13 protein-coding genes are annotated in these 16,479 nt (G+C 52.2%); 7 read left to right on the top strand and 6 right to left on the bottom strand.

Going from position 1 to position 16,479, the window contains the following annotated elements; all coding sequences use genetic code 11:
• Positions 1-143: 143 nt before the first annotated feature.
• Positions 144-2,321 carry a malate synthase G gene (locus ACFVYJ_RS04650; RefSeq protein ID WP_419413877.1) on the bottom strand — a complete coding sequence of 726 codons (2,178 nt, stop codon included), beginning with the start codon at positions 2,319-2,321 and terminating at the stop codon, positions 144-146.
• A 338-nt stretch (positions 2,322-2,659) separates the two neighbouring features.
• Here ACFVYJ_RS04650 and ACFVYJ_RS04655 point away from each other — a divergent pair, with 338 nt between their 5' ends.
• Positions 2,660-3,595, top strand: coding sequence for an alpha/beta hydrolase (locus ACFVYJ_RS04655; protein WP_419413878.1), 936 nt, complete (start codon positions 2,660-2,662; stop codon positions 3,593-3,595).
• Positions 3,596-3,623: 28 nt separating this feature from the next.
• Here the strand turns inward: ACFVYJ_RS04655 and ACFVYJ_RS04660 are convergent, their stop codons facing one another.
• The gene (locus tag ACFVYJ_RS04660; RefSeq protein WP_419413879.1) at positions 3,624-4,202 is read right to left on the bottom strand and encodes an LEM-3-like GIY-YIG domain-containing protein; all 579 of its coding nucleotides are present in this window, start codon (positions 4,200-4,202) and stop codon (positions 3,624-3,626) included.
• A 581-nt stretch (positions 4,203-4,783) separates the two neighbouring features.
• Complete coding sequence (locus ACFVYJ_RS04665; protein ID WP_419413880.1) at positions 4,784-5,752, bottom strand: acyltransferase family protein; 969 nt, start codon at positions 5,750-5,752, stop codon at positions 4,784-4,786.
• A gap of 269 nt (positions 5,753-6,021) precedes the next feature.
• Between ACFVYJ_RS04665 and ACFVYJ_RS04670 the strand changes: the two genes are divergently transcribed.
• Complete coding sequence (locus tag ACFVYJ_RS04670) at positions 6,022-8,733, top strand: hybrid sensor histidine kinase/response regulator (protein ID WP_419413881.1); 2,712 nt, start codon at positions 6,022-6,024, stop codon at positions 8,731-8,733.
• Positions 8,730-9,641 (top strand): GGDEF domain-containing response regulator, encoded by a 912-nt coding sequence (locus tag ACFVYJ_RS04675; protein ID WP_419413882.1) that lies wholly within the window; start codon positions 8,730-8,732, stop codon positions 9,639-9,641. The genes ACFVYJ_RS04670 and ACFVYJ_RS04675 overlap by 4 nt, the downstream gene beginning before the upstream one ends.
• On the opposite strand, the gene ACFVYJ_RS04680 is transcribed toward ACFVYJ_RS04675, so the two are convergent.
• Both ACFVYJ_RS04680 and ACFVYJ_RS04685 read right to left on the bottom strand, forming a co-directional pair.
• On the bottom strand, positions 9,628-10,551 hold the full coding sequence (locus tag ACFVYJ_RS04680; protein WP_419413883.1) for a TIGR02285 family protein: 924 nt from the start codon (positions 10,549-10,551) through the stop codon (positions 9,628-9,630). The genes ACFVYJ_RS04675 and ACFVYJ_RS04680 overlap by 14 nt on opposite strands.
• 28 nt (positions 10,552-10,579) lie before the next feature.
• A complete protein-coding gene (locus ACFVYJ_RS04685) occupies positions 10,580-11,389 on the bottom strand; it encodes a substrate-binding periplasmic protein (protein ID WP_419413884.1) in 810 nt (269 codons plus the stop codon).
• A gap of 348 nt (positions 11,390-11,737) precedes the next feature.
• On the opposite strand from ACFVYJ_RS04685, the gene ACFVYJ_RS04690 reads away from it, so the two are divergent.
• Genes ACFVYJ_RS04690 through ACFVYJ_RS04705 form a run of 4 tightly spaced genes read left to right on the top strand, consistent with a single transcriptional unit; the run spans position 11,738 to position 15,998 of the window.
• Entirely contained in the window at positions 11,738-12,406 is a 669-nt protein-coding gene (locus tag ACFVYJ_RS04690) for a methylamine utilization protein (protein WP_419413885.1), read from the top strand.
• Complete coding sequence (locus ACFVYJ_RS04695; protein ID WP_419413886.1) at positions 12,399-14,732, top strand: putative bifunctional diguanylate cyclase/phosphodiesterase; 2,334 nt, start codon at positions 12,399-12,401, stop codon at positions 14,730-14,732. The genes ACFVYJ_RS04690 and ACFVYJ_RS04695 overlap by 8 nt, the downstream gene beginning before the upstream one ends.
• Positions 14,729-15,568: a DUF3034 family protein gene (locus ACFVYJ_RS04700; RefSeq protein WP_419413887.1), complete on the top strand. Its 840-nt coding sequence runs from the start codon at positions 14,729-14,731 to the stop codon at positions 15,566-15,568. Before ACFVYJ_RS04695 ends, ACFVYJ_RS04700 begins: the two co-directional genes overlap by 4 nt.
• Before the next feature lie 58 nt (positions 15,569-15,626).
• A complete protein-coding gene (locus tag ACFVYJ_RS04705; protein WP_419413888.1) occupies positions 15,627-15,998 on the top strand; it encodes a group I truncated hemoglobin in 372 nt (123 codons plus the stop codon).
• A gap of 63 nt (positions 15,999-16,061) precedes the next feature.
• Here the strand turns inward: ACFVYJ_RS04705 and ACFVYJ_RS04710 are convergent, their stop codons facing one another.
• Positions 16,062-16,373, bottom strand: a complete 312-nt coding sequence (locus ACFVYJ_RS04710) for an EthD family reductase (RefSeq protein WP_419413889.1) — start codon at positions 16,371-16,373, stop codon at positions 16,062-16,064.
• Between the last annotated feature and the right edge of the window lie 106 nt (positions 16,374-16,479).

Raw genomic sequence — 16,479 nt, forward strand, 5'->3', positions numbered from 1 at the left:
ATCGTCCTTCTGACGATAGCACTTCTTGGATTGGTTAGGTGCTGTAAATATTTCGTTAAACCCGGGTAATTTGCCCGATCGCCGGTTAGCGGGTACAAAAAAGGCCGCTAAACAGCGGCCTTTTTATCGCAAGGGCTTAACCCTTATGCGCCAAACTTGGCTTTGGCTTCAATACGACGACGGTGCAGGACCGGCTCGGTGTAACCGTTTGGCTGCACGGTGCCTTCAAACACTAGTTCGCAGGCAGCAGCAAAGGCCACGCTGTCATCGAAGTTAGGTGCCATCGCACGGTAAGTCGGATCGCTGGCGTTCTGACGGTCAACAACCGCCGCCATGCGCTGCATGGTTTCCAGTACCTGCTCCTTGGTGCAAATGCCGTGGTGTAGCCAGTTGGCGATGTGCTGGCTGGAAATACGCAGCGTTGCACGGTCTTCCATCAGGCCTACATCGTTGATATCTGGCACTTTGGAACAGCCGACACCGGAATCGATCCAGCGAACCACGTAGCCCAGGATGCCCTGTGCGTTGTTGTCCAACTCCTGCTGAATCTCTTCAGCAGACCAGCTTGGGTTGCTCTCAACCGGGATGGTCAGAATATCGTCCAATGACGCGCGGCCACGGGATTTCAGTTCTTCCTGACGGGCAAAGACATCGACCTTGTGGTAGTGCAGTGCGTGCAGGGTAGCCGCGGTTGGTGATGGCACCCATGCAGTGTTGGCACCGGACAGCGGGTGGCCGATCTTGGCATCCAGCATGTTGGCCATCTGATCCGGAATTGGCCACATGCCTTTACCGATCTGGGCGCGACCGCTCAGGCCACAGGCCAGACCGTTGTCGACGTTCCAGTTTTCGTAAGAACTGATCCAGGCAGCCTGTTTCATGTCGCCTTTGCGGATCATCGGGCCGGCTTCCATGGAGGTATGGATCTCGTCACCGGTACGGTCAAGGAAACCAGTGTTGATGAACACCACACGCTCTTTGGCAACGCGGATACACTCTTTCAGGTTGACGGTGGTACGACGCTCTTCGTCCATGATACCCATCTTCATGGTGAAGCGGTCCAGGCCCAGTGCGTCCTCGATGCGACCGAACAGTTCGTTGGCAAACGCCACTTCTTCCGGACCGTGCATCTTCGGTTTAACGATGTACATGGAACCGGTGGTGGTGTTGCTGAACTGGCCGTTGCCCTTGATGTCGTGGATCGAGATCAGGGTAGTCACCATGCCGTCGATGATACCTTCCGGTACTTCATTGCCGTCTTTGTCCAGAATCGCCTCGTTGGTCATCAGGTGACCCACGTTACGCACGAACATCAGGCTGCGGCCTTTCAGGGTTACAGTAGCGCCGTCAAGACCGGTATATTCACGGTCGCCGTTGATGGTACGGGTGAACGACTTGCCACCTTTACTGACTTCTTCAGTCAGATCGCCTTTCATCAGCCCCAGCCAGTTGCGGTAAACCAGAACCTTATCGGCGCTGTCTACAGCAGCAACGGAGTCTTCACAGTCCATGATGGTGGTCAGGGCTGATTCCATCACGATGTCTTTAATACCGGCCGCATCGTCTTTACCGATCAGGCTGTCACGGTCGATCTGCACTTCAAAATGCAGGCCGTTGTTTGCCAGCAGGATGGAATCTGGCGCAGCAGTATCGCCCAGGTAGCCTGCCAGTTTTTCCGGCTGAGCCAGTCCGGTTTCGCTGCCGTCAGTCATGCTGACAACCAGTTTGCCGTCTGTAATGGTGTAACCGACGGAATCCTTGTGTGAGCCAGTCGCCAGTGGCGCAGCGTCATCCAGGAAGTTACGTGCGAATTCGATAACCTTGGCACCACGCGCCGGGTTGTAGTCGGCGGTTTTTTCAGCGCCACCCTCTGCGGAGATAGCATCGGTGCCGTACAGTGCATCGTATAGGCTGCCCCAGCGAGCGTTCGCCGCGTTCAGAGCGAAACGGGCATTCATGACCGGGACTACCAACTGTGGGCCAGCCATAGTGGCCATTTCAGGATCAACGTTGGCGGTTGTCGCAGTAAAATCTTCGCCTTCCGGCAGCAGGTAGCCGATCTCGGTCAGGAAAGATTTGTAGGCTGCCAGATCAAACGCCTGACCCTTGCGGGCGCGGTGCCATTCATCGACCTGTGCCTGGATAGCGTCACGCTTGGTCAGCAGCTCACGGTTACGTGGTGCCAGTTCATGCACAATGGCATCAAACCCGGACCAGAATTGTTCGCTGGTTACGCCGGTACCCGGCAGTGCTTCGTTGTTTACGAAATCATACAGAGCCTGTGCGACCTGCAGGCCACCGCTCGTTACCCTTTGACTCATAGTGATATTGCCCCAGTTGTAGTAACACGGTTCGGGTCCGAGGCGACCGGGAACCGTATTTTTAAGTAGAAATAGTGACTTGCCGAATGCCTCGAAGCTCATGCTCTATCCCGAGCGTAGACCAGCGAGATGGTGCCTTTTAGCGGGTGCTGGTGCAGAGCGAAACCCCCGGCTTTATGCGATGCAACATTACCCCAAACTGATCAAAATGTCGCCCCCTGCACGGCGTATACCCAGTATTTAGCTAAGTTATATAGGAGATTTACAGCTATCCTGTAGCAAATAAAGGGCATTCGCCGGTACGGCAGTGTCACTGCGTTGTTATGGAATAGAACTGCATGAATACTCTGAATCGTGCTGAATTGCTGCAGCAGCTTCCAGCTCTGGCGTTGACGCCACTGTCCGGCCTGGCACCTCAGCTCCAGAGCTATCTCAAGTTCTATGGACTGGCCGATCTGGCGCAGGGCTACAGCCTGGAATTGGGCTTACTTGAGTGTGCCGGAATCGATACTGCGGTGCAGTATTACCAGCAACCTGCAAAGAGTCGGGGCACGGTGCTGGTGGTGCATGGTTATATGGACCATATGGGATTGTATGGTCACCTCATCCGGCACCTGTTGCACCAAGGCTATGATGTGATGTGTTATGACCTGACCGGCCATGGCCTGTCGGCAGGTGAGGTGCTGCATATCCACGACTTTAGCCATTATGCCCAGCAGCTGGCTGATTTGATCAACCAACTGCAACCGCAGATCAGCGAACCACTCTCCCTGCTGGGGCAGAGTACCGGTTGCGCGGTCATCATGGCGCAGCAGGTGTTAACACTGCCGTTATCGCTGCAGGTACAGCAACGTATTCTGCTGGCGCCGCTGGTACGTCCGGCCATGTGGCGCAGTATCAAACGGCGTTACCCGTGGTTGCGGCGCATGTTCAAGCAGGTGCCACGTAAATTTACCCAGTGCAGCCATGACCTTGCATTCCTCACGTTTCTGGAACAGCATGACCCGCTGCAGTATCGCCAGATTCCAATGAGCTGGGTAGGCGCGATGTTGAATTTTGGCGATGCGCTGGAGCAGCAGTCAGCCCTGCCGGGCCCGGTAAGGGTGGTTCAGGGGGATGCGGATAAAACGGTGGATTGGCAGTACAACTTGCCGGTGTTGCAGCGGGTCTATCCGCAGTTGGAGGTTTGTATGGTGCCGGGTGCGCGGCACCATTTGGTGAATGAGAGTGAGGAATATAGGGGGAGGGTGTTTGAGCAACTCTTCAATTGTTAACGGTTATTTTAGGCGTAAAAATAAAACCTTACTCATTGATAGCTATATGTTTCTTCTTGTCAGTCCGCTCGATTTTTCCCTCGTTCATTAGGATGCCCAAAATACTGTAACTCAGATAATCCTTCGAACCCCCGCCGTAATCTGATTGAAGTCCTAGATATTTAGCTGCATCGGCATTTCCAATTCCGTTAGGGTTCGCCTTTGCTAACTCCATCACCGCAGATTTTAAAAACTCTAATCCCATTTGGGCGCGTTCATAACAGCCTTCTGGAATATTGATTTTAATCTTTTTGGAAATCGTATTTGGGTTGGGTTTTATCTTGTTTGTTAAGAGCCCCCCATGGTTACGGATTCCAAATGCCGCGATTAACTCAGCTTCGATTTTAAGAGCTTGTTCTTCGGTTAGATTGTCGGCAATGACAGTGTGTAAAACATTGAGGCCTGATTCATGTATTTGCTGAATAACATACCCTTTCTCAGAATCATCGATTTTGGATTGATGTTCCCAAGCACGATTTCCTGTGCCTTTACCGATATAAAACGCTTTCGCAGGTTTTTCTCGTGGATCTTTAAGCGCGTATACATAAAAAGGGTTTTGGTGCGGCACGTTGGAATCTCCATTTTCCTTATATCTTTAAGGAATTATTTGCAGGTCTTTTCTGCGTAGTCAAACCTTTCATTTTTCCGCCCTAAGGCGGGTTAAGCCCTTTGGGCGGCCAAAGGTCTTAACAATCTAAAGCCGCCCCGCTGCTGGGTCGCTACGCGACTTCCCTGCGCGATTCGGTCGTAAGCGCGGGCGAAGAACTCGGCCTTCGGCCTCAGACAGCTCCGCCCTCAATTCGCTTACAACCTGCATTGCTCGGCAGCGCAAAAGGGGAAGGGGTGCTACATCCATGCTGCGGAGGACATCGGATTATTGAGGTTGGCACGGATAAATTCCCTCTTCACCGACGTCGAGTACCTGTGCCCTATGGGCAACGCAGCGTAAAGCGGATCAGATGGCCAGCATGTTTGAGCGCAGCGAGTTCTGGTTGTCCCGCGTTCAGCGAGTAGCGCAGGGTACCCGTGCGGCGGGCAAGGCGCGGGGCGGTGGAGAGATTGTTAAGGGAGGGTGCAGCCGCACGCTCTTAACTCCACGTCAGTGGAAAAAGAGATTACCCAGCAAAAAAAAACAATGGAAGCAAATACCTATAACCGCGCAATAATCCGCTTGCGGGGTATCCGCATATCCAGCTGGTTAATCCAATGCGCCAGTACCAGCATTAGCCCCATATAAACAGCAATCGCCAGCATCATCGGCAGACCGAGGTCGGTCAGTGTCGTGACCAGAAACAGAAACGGGTAGTGCACCAGAAACAGCGGGAACGCCAGGTCACTCAGCCAGCGGATGGCGTTATTGAATGGTAGTTGGAGACGGAACCAGAACCGGTTGGGCAGGCGCAGGACCAGATAGATGCCCAGCGCAAATTCGAACAGGCGACAGGGTGGAAACCAGTCGCCGGGGCGACCGGGCATAACGCCATATTGACGGTAAAGCCAGCCTTGCAGGTTGTCGTATAACGACGGGTCGGCAAACGGAATCCCCCACTGACCGACATAGTAACGGGCGCCAAGGCTGATGCAGAACAGTGCCAGCAGGGCCTGGTGCGGTCTGCGTTTTATGGCCCACAACAGCAGTGGACACAGAGCGTACAGCGACATGATCAGTGAGATAAACCAACTGGGCGGGTTGTAAGGACCGCCCCAGAGGCCGGCCCAGGCGTAGAAGCCGGTAAGGCTGCCGGTCAGATCCGTGGCGATGCCGTTGGGAAACATGTCCGGAAAATCGCCCTGTAACAGACCCTCACTGAGGGCGTAGCCCAGCACCGCCAGTGGTACTGATAGCAGATAAAGCGGGTAAATACGCAGGATTTTCTTCAGCAGGTAGGTCAGGTAGCACTCATGGTCTGCATGGCGTGGGGTAGCCCCCAGCCCGGCCAGTACCCCAGACAGCACCAGAAACAGGCTAACGCCGACACCACCCAAACTGACGAAATAGATATTCTTCCAGCCGAAAAAATCACCACTGTTGTGACCTAATAGCTGGCCGAGATGGGCTAAAAACACCAGGACAATGGCAACAATACGCAGGCTGTCTAGCAGGATTGAACGGTGCATTAGAAGTCAGTATCAGTCAGTTTTGCTATTCAGACGGCCAATTGTAGAATGGCTGTGTGACAGTTTTGCAGGTTGCTCTGCTGGTTGATGTCGCATGAGCTGACTCTGTTTTGGTTCGGTTTAAACCCGTGCCAAATGATGGCAGGCGTGGTTAACCTGATATTTTTTAGACCTTTATCAATGAAATACCGTGATAACAGGGCTATACATAAGGACATTCGGTTCTCATTGTTACATCCAATTCTGGCCTGATGGATAGATCTCACAGCATGCTCCAATCCAAAGATCTTCGCACCGGGAAGCCAGCGAAAAGCAAAATAGCAAGGAAGCTGGTGTTCTGGGCGGTGATTGCTGGTCTGGTTACATCGGTTATTGCCACTACTGTGCAGTTCGTCGTCAACTTCAACCAGCGTTATACCTACCTGGAGAACCAGATAGCGGAGGTGGGCAATACTTTTCTGCCTACCCTCAGTACCAGTATCTGGGCGTTTGACCTGCCGCAGGTCAAGTTGCAGATGCAGACACTGATTCAGCAGCCATATATCACCTCGGCTGAGTTATTGCTGACCGATGGCAGCCCCAAAGAACATTACGGCAGGAAGGTTATCCACGGTAATACCCTTGAGCAGCGTTTTCAGTTGCACCATCGCCAGACCCAGGGTGAAGACATGCTGTTGGGTACCCTGGTATTGCGCAAAGATTTCAGTGAGGAGCAAGCCCGGTTACTGAACGAAGGGGTGTACAGTTTTATCAGTACTACGTTGATCATCATTGTTATCGCTTTCAGTATTACCCAGATTTTTCAGCTCACCGTTACCCGCCGTCTGACTCGAATGGCCGCCGAATGGGGCAATATTTCGCAAACTGATTTGCGTGACAAGGACAGCCCATATTGTCTGGTGCGTGCCAAACCGACAAAACCAAGTGATCGTGATGAGCTGGATGTGCTGGAAGCGGCGTTTGAAACACTGTTTCAAACGGGTTCAGGCGCGTTGCAGGATGCGGAAGAAAAAGAGCAGGTGTTGCTGGAACTGAAAAAGAAAGCTGATTCAGCCAATACCGCAAAAAGTGAATTTCTGGCCAATATGAGCCACGAAATTCGCACCCCCATGAATGGTGTCATCGGTATCGCCGAGCTGTTGTTGAAAAGCGAATTGAATGCCAACCAGCAAATTTTGGTGCGCCAGCTGAGCAGCAGCGCCAATGGGCTGTTGCAGATCATTAACGATATTCTGGATTTTTCCAAAATTGAAGCGGATCAGTTGGCTATTGACCCGCATGATACCGACCTGGATGCACTGATTAATGATGTGGCCCTGAGTTTCTCTGCCGTGGCGCAGAAAAAAGGCATTGAGCTGATCTGCCCGGCATCGCCGCCATTGCGGATGGTGGTTTCTTCGGATAGCGTGCGGATCCGCCAGATCCTGGTCAATCTGATTGGTAATGCCATCAAGTTTACCGATCAGGGTGAAGTCTCGGTGCACTATAGCTGCATGCCCTCAGACGGCGATAAAGTGAGGGTACAGTTTTCAGTACGGGATACCGGCGTTGGCGTGCCGGAAGCGCAGCAACAGAACCTGTTTGAGCGTTTCACCCAGGCGGATAATTCAGTTACCCGGGCATTTGGTGGTACCGGGTTGGGGTTGGCTATCTGTAAAAAATTGGTGGATCTGATGGGCGGTGCCATTGGTTTGCACAGTAGCCCGCAAGGTTCTGAGTTCTGGTTTAATCTGCCAGTGCGGGTTGTATCAGAGGGTACGCCCCCGCAAATTAAAGGTTTGCCCACCGTGGTTGTTCTGGATTGGAACGCGTCCAGCAGCCGCTACCTGTTGAGTACCATGCGCTATTTTGGCGCTGAGGTGATAGCGCTGACAGACCTGTCCAATGCGATGCCAACCCTGCTCGATCTGATTGAACGTGAACCGCATATCCAGGTCTGGATCGATCAGGACTGGCCAGAGCAGCAGGCATTTAATCTGGCCAGACAGGTTAGGGCTGATGCGCGGTTACAGCATGTGGAAACGGTATTGATTGGCCATAACGTGTTGTTTGATATCAGCCGCTACCCAGAATTTCAGCAACAGGTGATTAAGCCGGTACAGCACATTCAGGTGTATAACGTTCTGACTCATGAAAATGCTGAATTGCATGCCCTGCTTGAACACCCGGCGAACCTGCAGGGGATTGAGGTACTGCTGGTGGAGGATAATCCCACCAACCGCATGGTTGCTGAGGGCATGCTCAGCCATCTGGGGGTGCGTTATGCCACGGCAGAGAATGGTGCAGAAGCGCTGGAGAAGTTGCGGCAGTCACTGTTCGATTTGGTGCTGATGGATTGTCAGATGCCGGTGATGGATGGTTATCAGGCGACTCGATCTATCCGTTCTGGTCTGGCGGGCTTTAACCGCAATGTGCCGATTGTGGCGATGACGGCGAATGCGTTGATCGGTGACGAGGATAAGTGTCTGGCTGCCGGGATGAATGATTACATGGCCAAGCCAATCGTGCTGGATAAATTAAACCGGGTGTTACAGAAGTGGGCCGGAGATTTTACTGCACCCGAGTTATCAGCAGGCGCTGACACTGAAATTGTTAAGCAAACAGAGGAAGCCGCTGACACGATCAAGGAAGCCCTGACAGTATTTAATGATCAGAAAATGCATGCGCTGCTCATGGGTGATACGCAATTGGTGCAGCGGGTTATTACAACCTTTCTTGATAGTTCACCCAAGTTGATTCAGCAGATCCGTCAGGCAGTGAGTGATAAGCAAACGGCGCAAGTGTCCGCTCTGGCGCATAAATTGAAGGGCTCTGCCGATAATGTCGGTGGCGATGCGCTGCGTTACACCGTGTTTGCCATGGAAATTGCGGGTAAAGAGGACAACATGTCTGAGATAGAACCGCTGCTGGTAGACCTGGAACATGACTATCAGCAGCTTGAACAAGCGCTGCAGCATAAGCTGGATGAGATAAAGGTATGAAAGTAATCATTGCAGATGACGATCCTACTACGCTGGTCGTACTGTCTAGTCTGGTGGAGAAAATGGGCCATGATGTTGTTGAAGTGGCCGATGGTGAGGCTGCCTGGCGAGCCTATTTGGATAATCAGGGCCCGTGTTTGATGCTGATCGACTGGGAGATGCCGATCATGGATGGCATGCAGCTTTGTCGCAAGGTTAAGCAGGAGTCGCGACTTAATCCGCCGTACTACATTCTGGTCACGGGTAAAAATAATACCGAGGATGTGGCGCAAGGTTTGGGTAATGGTGCGGATGATTATATCTGCAAACCCTTCAACGCTACTGAACTGATGGCCCGGATTTGTGTGGCAGAGCGCACATTGGGCTTGCTGCATGAATTGCATCAGACGCGTCAGGCGCTGAAATATCAGGCCACCCATGATGAACTGACGGGTTTGCTGAATCGGCGTGCAGTTATGGATGCCTTGGTGAAGGAGGCTCAGCGCAGTGAGCGTCTGGGGTATGCTTTGCATCTGGCGATTTGTGATCTGGATGATTTTAAACAGGTGAATGATACCTACGGCCATCTATCCGGTGACCTGGTACTGCAGGCGGTCGCCCGTTATATGCAAGGGATGTTACGCAGCTATGATCTAGTGGGGCGCTATGGCGGTGAGGAGTTCATCATCGCGATCAGTGATGATAAAGGTAATGCACAACAGATTTTTCAGCGTTTGCTGCAGGAGATATCGCAACAGTTATTTACCCTGCACGATGGCCAGAGTATTAACCTGACCCTGAGTATTGGTTCCAGCTGCGAGTCAGAGCGCCTCACTGAGGCACGTATCATTGAAATGCTTGCGCAAGCCGACCGGCGGCTTTATATAGCAAAAGCGGCGGGGAAAAACCGCATGGTCACTGTTGGTTAAACACCAGTGTATCAGGGGCAAAATGGATTGCCTGGTCCATGACATAGCTTCCTCTTAACTGCTCCGGCAGCCAGTTAATGTAAGCCTTGTTGATGGCCTGGCGCATCGTTTTCGTTTTCACTAACCGGTTAATCTCCTTCAATAAGTCATCGTTCCAGCTGCCTTTGGTGCAGCCAATCCGCGTGACCGACGTGCGTGGTTGTCCGGTTAATCCGATCAGGTAAAGCTTTTGTCTTATATGGTGGCTGACGCTATCAAAGTAGGCCTCTTCCGGGCGGCCCATAAATCCGTCCAGGCGCTTAGCGAATAACTGACGGATCAGGCGGTCATGCTCGCTGGTGCCGCTTTTAACCCGAAAGATGGAGTTGTCTGTGCGTCTATCCTCGGCAATGATCTGATCAATGTGAGGTGCATAAGAGCGCCCCTGATACACCATAATGCTGAGGGGTTTGCCGCGCAGACTGGCCAGGTCAATGTCGGTGATGGTTTCAGGTGACATGCCAAATTTTTGCAGACCCGCTGCGGAGGTGATGATGCCGTTGGCATAATTGATCATTACCGGATCGCTGTATTCGATGAAGGCTTCACGTGCTTGCGTTTTTAGTAACGACGCGTGGCAGATCGGTTTACCTTGTTGGGCATCATTTAACATGCGTGGCAGGGTCATAACGATGGCTTGATGTTGATAGCTGGGGATCTGCGAGATCAGCAATTGAATGACCTTATCGCTGATACCCTGGTTCTCATAAGGGCCTTGCACAATAAAATAGGGAGCAAAGTCCGTGCGGGACCAGGTGACTTGCGGCAAAGTACGTTCGGCTTGTACTTGCGCCGACGTGAGCAGGCACAGGCTGGTAAGCAGACAGCAGGCTTTGGCGGAGCTAAGTAAAAAAGTGTTGAATCTAGTCATCGAGCACCTGTAAAACCGAGGTAGCATATTAGCTACGTGACTGGGAAAACTGCTGCCAGTCCTTCAGGCTTTGTTGTAATGCTTCCTGCATAAAGCCGTCCTGTAGCATCTCCTGAACCACTTTGGCGAGCAACCCGCGCAGGGTGCCGGTATTGCAGGCCGAACGGTGAGAGATAGTCAGGTATAACCCTTCGCTGCTGATCGCTGGTTCCAGTGCATTGATCTGGTCGGACATGCTTAGCGTGTCGGCATAGGCTAGCCCGGGGTTCTTTTCGTAGAGCACAAAGTCGGTCCGATCATGGATCAGCATCTTGAGCGCCTGTTCCAGTGAAGTGACATATTGCAGGTCAAGCTTGTCCTTGGCAAACTCATCGAATGCCTGGCCAAAACTGTTATTGATGACAGTGGTGACTGATTTATCAATCAGATCTTCTTGCTTGGTGTAGGCTAGGGCGTTGTCTTTTTTGCGCCATACCACGCTGGTGGTATTCAGAAAGGCGGGATACACATAATCCATATACTGAATGCGTGGCACGGTATAGAACGCGCCAGCAAGCAGATCGATCTGCCCGGTTTTCAGAGTTTCCTGGGCGCGTGCCCATGAGCCGACATCCACCAATTGAATCTCGATGCCAAGCCGTTTGCCTATCTCATCCATGATGGCTCTGTTGGCACCCAGCAGACCGTTATTTGTGCCTTCCCGCCAAAGGTAGGGAGGGTATTCTGAGTTGCCCGTTGCCGTGAGTGTCTCACAGTCTTTTGTAGAGGCTGCATGCGCTGTTATGCCACTGGCCAAGAGCAGGCAGGTTGCCAACCACTGTTTGAATTTAACCGACATTTTGTTCACTTAATTGGATAGTATGGCGTCTGGACAGTTTAGACTTCTGTCAGCCTGATTAGACTAAGCAAAAGGTACTATAAAAAAATGCGCTGGATCAAACGGGTGAAGACCCCGGTCGGCTACCTGTCGCCGGGTACTGAATATCGGTAGTGTGACAGATGGACATTGGTAGATCCTTGCATTGATGTCTAACCTTGGTGGGTGGCTTGAGGTTCAATCCACGCCCTTGTCGATCGGTGGTAGTACAAATAGATGCTTAGGTTTTCTGCATTCGGGTTCAAGTGGTCAAGTGCACCGCCGCTAACGTATCTTGGTATTGCCAGAAAACATCCAAAGAGTGTTCGCATGAAGAGTTTATCTACTCTGATGTCACCCAAAAGGAATTGGATGTGTTGCCCGTTAGTGTGGGCATTATTGTTTGCTCATGCCCCGGCTGGATTCGGCGCATCAGTGCAGTTAAATGATTCTGACGGTCAGCCGTTGGCGGATGCCGTGGTGATTGTACCTGGCTTGGCCAAAGTGGCGGTGGATACTCCGGCTATTATGGACCAGGTAGACAAGTCGTTCGCGCCCCATGTCATGTCTATTGCTAAACGTCAGTTGGTCAGTTTTCCGAACAGTGATGATATTCGTCACCACGTGTATTCCTTTTCCCAGGCCAAGCCCTTCGAGATAAAGCTCTACAGCGGTGTCCCCAGCCAACCGGTATTGTTTGATCAGGCGGGGCTGGTGGTGCTTGGCTGCAACATCCATGACCAGATGCGCGGTTACATTCTGGTGACCGATAATGAATGGAGTGCTGTCACCGACGCCAATGGCAGGCTAACACTACCTGCTGCAGCACCGTCTCAGGTGATGGTCTGGCATCCCCGGCAGACGGGTGAAATTAATCAGTTGCATGGGGTTTCACTTAACCATGATACAGGCCTGCTGGTTTTCCCCGTTGCGATAGAACCTGAAGTCCCACGTCAGGCCAACTCTTTTAAAAACAGATTTAAACATCATCATGATTAGAACCCTCAGTTTCAGGATCAGCTCACTGATCGGCAGCTTGTTACTTCTGGCAGCCCTGGCTGTCATGGTGTCGGTGTGGATCTCGACCTTCCGGTTTGCGCAGCAACAGATCAGCCGTGACCTTTCTGTGGGTACGAAGGTGTTTGAGCAGGTTATGAGCGAACGGGAACAACAGCTGGTCAATTCGGCTGAGGTACTGGCGGCAGATTTTGGTTTTCGTGGTGCGGTGGCCAGTCGGGATGGTGGCACTATCGTCAGTGCATTAGAGAACCACGTTTCTCGTATCGAAGCCGATATCATGGCAATTATCAGCCTGAGGGGTGTCCCGGAGTATGCGGTCGGTATCGATAATGTTGCCCTGGAAACGCTGCAGTCAGAAGTGGATTTCAGCAGGCTGGTGGGCCAAGGTGGTGCCTCTATTGTGGCACCGCTGAGAGGCAAGGCTTACCAGTTGGTGCTGGTCCCGGTTGAGGCGCCTTTGCCAATCGGTGTCGCTGTCATCGGCTTTGAAATTGATAACGCCCTGGCGGCAAGCCTGAAGCGGATTACCGGCCTGGAGTTGAGTTTTCTGGTGGAGCAGGAGGGCTTGCCGGATAATGTGATCAGCACCTTACCTGGGGTGACCACCGAAGCACTGCTAAAAACCACCCAGCTGAGTTGGGCCACCTCTTTTAGCCATCGTCCGGTATTACAGTCGCAGACGCTGCCTATTTATCTGGGGGTCAGCGGCACCATTGATGTCATGTTGACGGATGATCTGCGCCGAGTATTCAGTGAGTTTGACCGGCTACAGTTAACGATTATTGCCATTGTTATTTTTGCCTTGGTGGTTGCCTTGGTGGCGGGTTTGCTATTTTCCCGACAGATCAGCCGACCACTGCGTCAGTTGGTGGGTGTGACGCGCAGAATTGCAGCAGGTAGTTTCAAAAGCCAGCTCAATGTTAAGGCGGAAACCCGAGAGTTTAACGATCTGATTTCGGCATTTTCCAACATGCAGGATGAACTGCATGAGCGCGAAGAAAAAATTATCTTTCAGGCAACCCATGACGTGACCACCGGTGTTATTAACCGGCAGACATTTACCCAGAGCATTCAAAGTTGCATTACGGAAGGTGAAAGCTTTTACCTGATGGGTTTCAGGGTCAGTAACTTTCGTCAGATCAACGACATGTTTGGTCCTTCTACGGCGGACAAGTCACTGATCAGCCTGTGTGACCGGCTTAAGCCGATGGTGCCGTTAGTGGCGCGGCATGGGGGTGGCAGCTTCGTGGCTAAGCTGGATGGCCCTTGTCATGATCAGTCGGTTAAAACCATGTCGAACATGGTGCGTCTGGCGGCGGAAGCTGACGGCATCAATGTGAATTTTGAAATTCATATCGGTGTGGTGGAGTTTCCGGCGGATGTGGAGGATGCGCATGGTCTGATGCGCCGTCTGGATATTGCCATGGATTCTGCCCGTTATGCGCACAATGGCATTCATTTTTATCAGGCAGGTCAGGAGCAGGATTATGTCCGGCGGCTGAAAATCGTTGAAGATCTGCGCAGTTCGATGCGGGATAAAGGCCGGGGTTTGCAGATGTATTACCAGCCTAAGCTGCATCTGAAAACGGGTCGGGTGAACCGAGCCGAGGCTTTGATTCGTTGGATTCATCCGGAGCAGGGGTTTATCCCGCCGGATGTGTTTATTCCACTGGCGGAGCAGTCGGGCCTGATTAACTCACTCACCGAGTGGATCATTGGTTCGGTGGCAGAGCAGGTTGCGTACTGGTTGCAGCTTGGTCATAGCATTCAGGTGGCTATCAACTTGTCGGTGCAGGATATCGCCCGTGAAGATATGCTCGACATTATTTTCCACCAGCTACGCAAGCATAAGTTACGGCCGGAAAACCTGGCCTTCGAAATTACTGAAAGCGAATTGATGCACCAGCCGGAACAAGCGATTGCGCTGCTGCAGCGCTTCAGAAATTCCGGATTGGAGCTGGCCATTGATGACTTTGGTACCGGTTATTCATCCCTGTCCCAGCTGAAGAATATGCCGGTCAATGTACTGAAAATTGACCGAGAGTTTGTGATGCATCTGTCAGAAGATGTGAATGACCAGACTATTGTGAAATCGACCATCGAACTTGCCGACAGCTTTGAGCTGGATGTAGTGGCAGAGGGTGTTGAGAATATTGAGTCGCTGGACATTCTTTCCGGTTGGGGTTGTGCTTGGGCGCAGGGTTATTTGATCTCTCGACCCCTGCCAGCGGCTGAGTTTGTCAGCTGGTTGCAGCAGTTCAGCGTTGAAGACCTTAAACCCTCTGTCTCAGGGGTAGTAGAGTGAGACAGGTTGGGCTGTGTCTATGCCTGTTTTTACTTGCTCCTTACTTGTGGGCCGGGCAGGGCAAACTGATTGCCACCGCGGCCACCACCAATATTGAAGGTGCCGCGGGGGGTGGCATTGTGCCCTGGGCGGTGCTAGCCGGTTATGACAGCCGCGATGAAACCTCTATGTCGGTATTTCGCACCCGGGTTGAGGTGGATGATTATGCCCTGGACAGTTATGGCGTTGCGGTAGGCTTGTTTGATCGGGCTGAATTGTCCGTTGCGCATCAGTCGTTTCATTTGAATAGTTTGCATACCGATATTGACCAGAAGGTGATTGGGGCCAAGGTGAGACTCTACGGTGACCTGGTCTATAGTGCGCTACCTCAGGTGAGTGTCGGGATTCAGTATAAGCGTCTGCTGGATGGTGATATTGCCGGACTGGTGGGCGCCAAAAACAACCGCAGTGGTAATGATATCTATCTGGCCGCGTCCAAAGTGCACCTTGGGGCTGTGGCGGGTTATAACCTGCTCTGGAACCTGACAGTGCGCCGTACCAAAGCTAATCAGATCGGCTTTCTGGGCTTTGGCGGAGATAAGGCGTCGGACGCATCCTGGCAGGTGGAAGGCTCACTGGCGGTGCTGCTGAACCGCCGTCTGGCAGTAGGCATCGATTACCGGCAGAAGCCTGATAACCTGGGTTTTGCGCAAGAGGACGACTGGGCGGACCTGTTTCTGGCCTGGTTCCCTAATAAACATATTAATGTCACCGCCGCTTGGGCTGAGCTAGGTGATATTGCCGGTGCCAAGGATCAGCAGGGGCTGTATTTTTCCGTGACGGGTTATGTGTGGTGATCTCATGCGGCAACTGACATTTGCGTTCTGTTTCTTGTGCTTGACGGCGTGCACCGCTGTGGCTCCTCAGTCGACCTTGTATCAACAGTTGGGCGGGGAGCAGGGCGTTGCATCATTGGTGGATAACTTTATTGCAGAGATCGCTTATGACGATACGCTCTTCCCTTATTTTGCCGAGAGTGATGTGGACCGCTTTCGCAGTAAATTCATCGAGCATATGTGTGAAGTCGCTGATGGCCCTTGCCACTACACAGGCGACAGCATGTTTGATATTCATGTCAACATGGGGGTGACAGAGTCGGTGTTTAATCACACCGTCGACGTGTTGATCAGTGCCATGAACAAGACGGGTATTGCCCACCGGGTACAAAACAGACTGCTGGCCAGACTGGCTCCCATGCGTAAACAGATTATCTATGCTGAACGCTAACTGATGGGTTGATCGTCAGAATCAGAGAAAAGAGCGGCAGGGCCGCTCTGATAGGATGATGGCTTAAAGTTTGACTTCGCTCACCTGAATGGTTGGTGCAATATCGGTGTAGTTGGGAATATCCCCCATGATCTCTTCGGCATGTGGTCCGAAGCTGTTCTGAAAGTCTTCTACGCTATCAAAATACAGGTGGCCCATAGCGACAAAGGGTGCCGGAGCGTCGGGCTCGCCGCCACCAAGGCCGGCTTCTACGGCGCTGCTTTTCAGGGGTGTGCCAAGGCGATTCTGTACCAGCGGCATGTGGGTGTTGCAGTAGTAATCCATGTCGAATTTTTTGCCGGGCTCATTGGCATAAAACACACTGACTTTGATCATAAGAGTTGCTCCACTCGTGTTGTTTTTATTGAGAAATTACCCTTGCTTGCTGGGCAGGTTCCCAGAGTGGACTGTGTTTGTTCTGATTTAGTTCAACCGTAGATGT

Origin of the sequence: Pontibacter sp. JAM-7 (genome assembly GCF_048548695.2) — a bacterium.
GTDB lineage: Bacteria > Pseudomonadota > Gammaproteobacteria > Pseudomonadales > Balneatricaceae > Neptuniibacter.